Source organism: Serratia sp. B501 (genome assembly GCF_051172315.1).
In the GTDB taxonomy this organism is placed as follows: Bacteria; Pseudomonadota; Gammaproteobacteria; order Enterobacterales; family Enterobacteriaceae; genus Serratia; species Serratia ureilytica.
On the sequence record NZ_JBPIZB010000016.1, the window covers coordinates 1 to 5,500 of the forward strand.

Consider the following 5,500-nt stretch of genomic DNA (forward strand, 5'->3'; position numbering starts at 1 on the left):
ATGCCGAACTCAGAAGTGAAACGCCGTAGCGCCGATGGTAGTGTGGGGTCTCCCCATGCGAGAGTAGGACACTGCCAGGCATCAAACAAAGCCGAAAGCCCTGAACTGACGTTCAGGGCTTTTTGCTATGCGTAAAATAAATCCCCTGATCGTATCTATTGCTTAGAAAAATACCTATTTCAGCGGACGTTGCTTATTTACATAAGCACGTATAATGCTTTTGAGCAGGAGAATAACCAGCTCAATATATAATTGATAGATTAAGATTATTATTTAAATAATAAAAATGCCTATTTATGAACATGTTGATAAGAATTATCCTGTTATATCAAAGATAAATCCTAATTCTTCAGTGCATTACTCGATAAATTTCACGTTAATTAAAACAAATATTAGCCAGACGCTTCGAATCGAGTAGACTAAGCAAAAGATTATTTCCGCATGGGTACTGAACGTTATGTCTACTGAAAGCGCGTCTTTAAAAAACCACAATACTTTTGCGCTCCCGGTCAACGCAGCGCACCTGGTCATCGCCGATAGAATTGAGTTGATGCTCAAAGTCTGGCAACAAACGCGCAAGCGTCAGGAGCCGCTGCTGATTCTCGGTGAAGGTAGCAACGTACTGTTCCTGGAAGACTTTTCGGGTACGGTCATGGTTAACCAACTGAAGGGCATCGATGTTCGAGAAGATAACGATGCCTGGTATCTCCATGTCAGCGCCGGTGAGAATTGGCACGATCTGGTGCAATATACGCTGCAGGCCGGGATCTGCGGGTTGGAGAACCTGGCGTTGATTCCTGGATTGGCCGGCTCCGCGCCTATCCAGAATATCGGTGCCTATGGCGTCGAATTGAAAGATGTCTGTGAGTATGTCGACCTGCTGGACTTCTCTACGGGTGCCATCGATCGCATTTCGGCAGCCGATTGTGGTTTCGGCTATCGGGAAAGCATTTTCAAACATCGCTTCCAAACTGGGCATGCCATTGTCGGGCTGGGTCTGCGTCTGAGCAAGCAGTGGCAACCCAAGTTGAGCTATGGCGATCTGGCCAAGCTGGATCCCGCCACGGTGACGCCACTTCAGGTATTCGAGTCCGTATGTGCCATGCGCCGCAGCAAGCTGCCGGACCCGCGCGAAACCGGTAATGCCGGCAGTTTCTTCAAGAATCCGCTGGTGAACGCGGGGAAAGCCGCAGAACTCATCACACAATATCCCGGCATGCCGCATTATCCGCAGCAGGATGGTCAGGTGAAGCTGGCCGCTGGCTGGCTGATCGATCAGTGCGAACTGAAGGGGCATCGCATCGGTGGCGCAGCCGTACACCGCCAGCAGGCGCTGGTGCTGGTGAATATCGATAATGCGCATAGTCAGGATGTGGTGGCTCTGGCGCGCCATGTCCGTAAGACTGTGGCCGATAAATTTGGCGTATGGCTGGAACCTGAGGTGCGTTTCATTGGCGCAACTGGCGAATTGAACGCTGTGGTGGTGCTGTCATGAGAGATACCAAGGTCCCGTTAAAACTGATCGCGCTATTGGCCGACGGTGAATTCCATTCCGGGGAACAGCTCGGTGAGTCATTGGGCATGAGCCGCGCCGCGATCAATAAGCATATTCAAACCGTTCGCGAGTGGGGGCTGGATGTCTTTACTGTACCGGGGAAAGGATACAGCTTGCCTGCTCCCATGCAGCTATTGGAGGCGGAACGCATTCTTAGAGGGCTGGACGACAAGCGAGTTACCGTGCTGCCGGTCGTAGACTCTACCAATCAATATTTGCTGGATCGTATCGAAACGCTGCAATCTGGCGACGCCTGCATTGCTGAGTACCAACTGGCTGGCCGCGGTCGTCGTGGGCGTCAGTGGATTTCGCCGTTTGGCGCCAATTTATACCTGTCGATGTTTTGGCGATTGGAACAGGGGCCGGCTGCGGCGATGGGGCTGAGCCTGGTGATCGGCATGGTGATGGCGGAGGTCTTGCAGCGTCTTGGCGCTAAAGACGTGCGAGTCAAATGGCCCAACGATCTTTACCTGAACGATCGCAAATTGGCAGGGATCTTGGTCGAGTTGACGGGGAAAACCGGCGATGCGGCTCAGTTGGTCATCGGCGCCGGCATTAATTTGGCGATGCGGGATACCAATGCGAGTGGGATCAATCAAGGTTGGATCAACCTGCAAGAAGCCGGTATTAACATCGATCGTAATGAGCTCACCGCCACTCTGCTTAATGAATTGCGGCAGTCATTAAAACAATTCGAGATAGATGGGCTGGCGCCATTCATTGGCCGTTGGCGCACGCTGGATAATTTTATCGACAGACCGGTCAAACTGCTGATTGGCGAGCGACAGATTGTGGGTATCGCCCGGGGTATCGACGCGCAAGGTGCACTCCTGCTGGAACAAGAAGGGGAAATCAAACCCTTTATCGGCGGAGAGATATCGCTGCGCAGCGCGGAATAGTGAGAAAAGACAAGGGGACGGCAGCGTCCCCTTGATCGTTCGGTAGGCTTATTTTCTTAAACGCACGCTTTCAACGGCATGGTTGGCGCTTTTGGTCATAATCAGGCTCGCGCGTTCGCGGGTAGGCAGTATGTTCTGCTGCAAATTCAATCCATTGATTTCATTCCATAATTGCGTGGCGATATTAATCGCCTCCGGTTCCGGCAATTTTGAATAATTATGGAAATAAGAATCAGGATTGGAAAATGCGCCCTGACGGAATTTCAGGAAACGGTTGATATACCAGCTTTGCAATAGCGTCTCCGGCGCATCGACATATATAGAGAAGTCGACGAAGTCGGAAACGAATACGCGATGCGGATCGTGAGGATAATCCATACCGCTTTGCAATACGTTAAGCCCTTCCAGGATAAGAATGTCCGGCTGTTCGATGACTTTATTACCTTCGGGCACAACGTCATAGATCAAATGGGAATAAACCGGGGCGGTGACACGTTTGGCGCCGGATTTCACTTCCGACACGAACTTCACCAGGCTATGCATATCGTAAGACTGCGGGAAGCCTTTTTTCTTCATCAAACCGCGTTCGTTCAGCACCTTGTTTGGATGCAAGAAGCCGTCGGTCGTGATCAGCTCAACGCTGCGGTGTTCCGGCCAGCGGCTCAGCAGCGCCTGCAACAGACGTGCGGTCGTGCTCTTGCCGACGGCTACGCTGCCGGCGATGCCGATGACATAGGGAATCTTTTGCCCGTCGGTGCCGAGGAATTGTTCCAGTACCGCCTGCCGGCGCAGGTTGGAACTGATATAGAAGTTCAACAGTCGTGACAGCGGCAGATAAATCTGCGCAACTTCTTCCAACGAGAGATCTTCGTTAATCCCTTTCAGTTTAACGATCTCTTCTTCCGACAACGTCAGCGGCACCGAATCTCGCAACGCAGCCCACTGGGTACGATCGAACTGTAGGTAAGGCGTTGCTAAAGATTGATCTCTTTTTATCATAAGCCAAATTCTGCCTGTTAACGCAGGTTGGGAAAGGCGCCGGACGCCAACTCCAGAGAATAAACAAGCTGCATATTATAGACAGCTTCGTTTTTGGCGTAGACTTTTTTCGCAAAAGTTGTCGATAGGCAGCAGTTTATGTCAATTGTGCGAAGCGGCGCGCAGTTGATAAAGCGGGGTTGCAAGGCGGTATCATGGAGTCAGGATACCGCCTGAAGGTTAGCTGGCGATAGCGCGTGAAGACGGGGTCACGGTGAACAGACGTTTGTAATAAATGACGGTTGAGTGGTAATAGCCATCGGGTCCGGCCGCATAGTCAGGCATTTCACCCAGGCAGCGATAGCCCAGACTGCGATAAAGTGCTTCTGCCGCCGAACCGGCCTGTGTATCCAGATACAGTAGCCCGCGCTGCTGTTGCAGTGCTGCTTGCTCCAACGTCTTCATTAGCGCCAGGCCTACGCCGTTGCGACGAGCGCGGCTATGAACCAGCAGTTTCACTACCTCCGCACGATTACGGCCATTCGGTTTCTGGCAGAGCTCGAGTTGAACGGTGCCAACGACGCCGCGTTCGTCGCGGGCAATCCACAATAGCAGCTCACCCTTGGCCAAGGCCGGACGCAGGCTGTGGAAGTAACTCTCGGCGTCTTCATGCGGGATTAAGGTGTCGTAGCCCACTGAAGCGCCGTGGGTGACCGCATCGGTCAACAGGCGAGCCAATTCATCGCGATAAATCGGGAGCGTAGCGGCGTTGATAGGCACTATTTTCATCGGTCATTCCTCCAGATATGGGGGTAATGAAGATAAGCAATAACTGCGCCAGAGCGATAAAAGGCATAGCCACGGCGAAAGGGCGAGGAATAAGTGTAGTTCACGCCGCGAACCAGGGCAGCCATCCTCTTTTTGGTGCATCGATCCCGCTCACGGTTTACCGCCGTGGGTTACGTGTTTTGAGAAGCCCGACACGGAGAAAGGGGCGTTCAAAGCTTGCAAAAAGTGGATAAAATTGTAGAGAATGATTGCCGCAAGTGATGAATGTTTGCACGCCACAGGCTGCGAATTGCATGACAGCATGCAAAATTGACTGATTTATGAGCGAAAGTGCGCGTAAAGCAATTTTTTTGTTGCATAGGTCGCCCGCTCTACCTAGAATGCGCTGCACTTGATGCCGGCTTAGCTCAGTAGGTAGAGCAACTGACTTGTAATCAGTAGGTCACCAGTTCGATTCCGGTAGCCGGCACCATTCAAGTCACAAGTAGTTAAAATCTGGTGGGGTTCCCGAGCGGCCAAAGGGAGCAGACTGTAAATCTGCCGTCACAGACTTCGAAGGTTCGAATCCTTCCCCCACCACCAAATCTTGCCTTCGGCGATTAACTGAGATGCGATAAACACCGCAACGGTTGATGGCGGGAGGAGAGGGCGAAAGCCTTCGGCAAGGTTCGAGTTGTGCAGCGCGAGGCGCAGCCGGCCCGAAGGATACGAGCCGAGTGATGAACAATCCTGCTCTATCCCCAAAATTCTACAGAAAAATCAGGTAGCCGAGTTCCAGGATGCGGGCATCGTATAATGGCTATTACCTCAGCCTTCCAAGCTGATGATGTGGGTTCGATTCCCACTGCCCGCTCCAAGATGTGCTGATATAGCTCAGTTGGTAGAGCGCACCCTTGGTAAGGGTGAGGTCGGCAGTTCGAATCTGCCTATCAGCACCACTTCTTAATTTCTCGCCCCCTGATTTTCTTTCTGTTCTGGATTCAACGAGCAAATGCTTGGTTGATGTGGTGATACCACCGATTTATCCGTGTCTTAGAGGGACAATCGATGTCTAAAGAAAAGTTTGAACGTACAAAACCGCACGTTAACGTCGGTACTATCGGCCACGTTGACCACGGTAAAACTACCCTGACTGCAGCGATCACTACCGTACTGGCTAAAACCTACGGCGGTTCTGCACGTGCTTTCGACCAGATCGATAACGCGCCAGAAGAAAAAGCTCGTGGTATCACCATCAACACCTCTCACGTTGAGTATGACACCCCGACTCGTCACTACG

5 protein-coding genes, 4 tRNA genes, 1 rRNA gene and 1 other RNA gene are annotated in these 5,500 nt (G+C 51.8%); 9 read left to right on the forward strand and 2 right to left on the reverse strand.

Annotated elements, in window-relative coordinates; all coding sequences use genetic code 11:
• The 3 genes from rrf to birA form a co-directional block, all read left to right on the forward strand.
• Window positions 1-80 (forward strand): 5S ribosomal RNA (rrf, locus tag ACSBQV_RS24120); the annotation flags it as partial.
• 377 nt (window positions 81-457) lie between these two features.
• Window positions 458-1,495, forward strand: coding sequence for a UDP-N-acetylmuramate dehydrogenase (gene murB / locus ACSBQV_RS24125; protein ID WP_099785015.1), 1,038 nt, complete (start codon window positions 458-460; stop codon window positions 1,493-1,495).
• Entirely contained in the window at window positions 1,492-2,454 is a 963-nt protein-coding gene (gene birA / locus ACSBQV_RS24130) for a bifunctional biotin--[acetyl-CoA-carboxylase] ligase/biotin operon repressor BirA (protein WP_033644354.1), read from the forward strand. The genes murB and birA overlap by 4 nt, the downstream gene beginning before the upstream one ends.
• Before the next feature lie 48 nt (window positions 2,455-2,502).
• On the opposite strand, the gene coaA is transcribed toward birA, so the two are convergent.
• Window positions 2,503-3,453 carry a type I pantothenate kinase gene (gene coaA, locus ACSBQV_RS24135; protein ID WP_025304936.1) on the reverse strand — a complete coding sequence of 317 codons (951 nt, stop codon included), beginning with the start codon at window positions 3,451-3,453 and terminating at the stop codon, window positions 2,503-2,505.
• Between the two features lie 219 nt (window positions 3,454-3,672).
• Entirely contained in the window at window positions 3,673-4,221 is a 549-nt protein-coding gene (locus ACSBQV_RS24140) for a GNAT family N-acetyltransferase (protein WP_033644356.1), read from the reverse strand.
• A gap of 396 nt (window positions 4,222-4,617) precedes the next feature.
• Here ACSBQV_RS24140 and ACSBQV_RS24145 point away from each other — a divergent pair.
• The 6 genes from ACSBQV_RS24145 to ACSBQV_RS24170 all read left to right on the forward strand — a co-directional run.
• Window positions 4,618-4,693: transfer RNA gene (locus tag ACSBQV_RS24145), tRNA-Thr, on the forward strand.
• A gap of 25 nt (window positions 4,694-4,718) precedes the next feature.
• A tRNA-Tyr gene (locus tag ACSBQV_RS24150) sits at window positions 4,719-4,803 on the forward strand.
• A gap of 46 nt (window positions 4,804-4,849) precedes the next feature.
• Window positions 4,850-4,965, forward strand: a non-coding RNA gene (locus ACSBQV_RS24155) — RtT sRNA.
• Between the two features lie 37 nt (window positions 4,966-5,002).
• Window positions 5,003-5,077 (forward strand) — tRNA-Gly (locus ACSBQV_RS24160).
• A 6-nt stretch (window positions 5,078-5,083) separates the two neighbouring features.
• Window positions 5,084-5,159 (forward strand) — tRNA-Thr (locus tag ACSBQV_RS24165).
• Window positions 5,160-5,268: 109 nt separating this feature from the next.
• A partial coding sequence (locus ACSBQV_RS24170) for a GTP-binding protein (protein ID WP_032439543.1) occupies window positions 5,269-5,500 on the forward strand: 232 nt, incomplete at its 3' end.

Excerpts from the sequence above, each read along its gene's own strand:
- murB (WP_099785015.1), top strand. The coding sequence starts at position 458 with ATGTCTACTGAAAGCGCGTCTTTAAAAAACCACAATACTTTTGCGCTC.
- birA (WP_033644354.1), top strand. The coding sequence starts at position 1,492 with ATGAGAGATACCAAGGTCCCGTTAAAACTGATCGCGCTATTGGCCGAC.
- coaA (WP_025304936.1), bottom strand. The coding sequence starts at position 3,453 with ATGATAAAAAGAGATCAATCTTTAGCAACGCCTTACCTACAGTTCGAT.
- ACSBQV_RS24140 (WP_033644356.1), bottom strand. The coding sequence starts at position 4,221 with ATGAAAATAGTGCCTATCAACGCCGCTACGCTCCCGATTTATCGCGAT.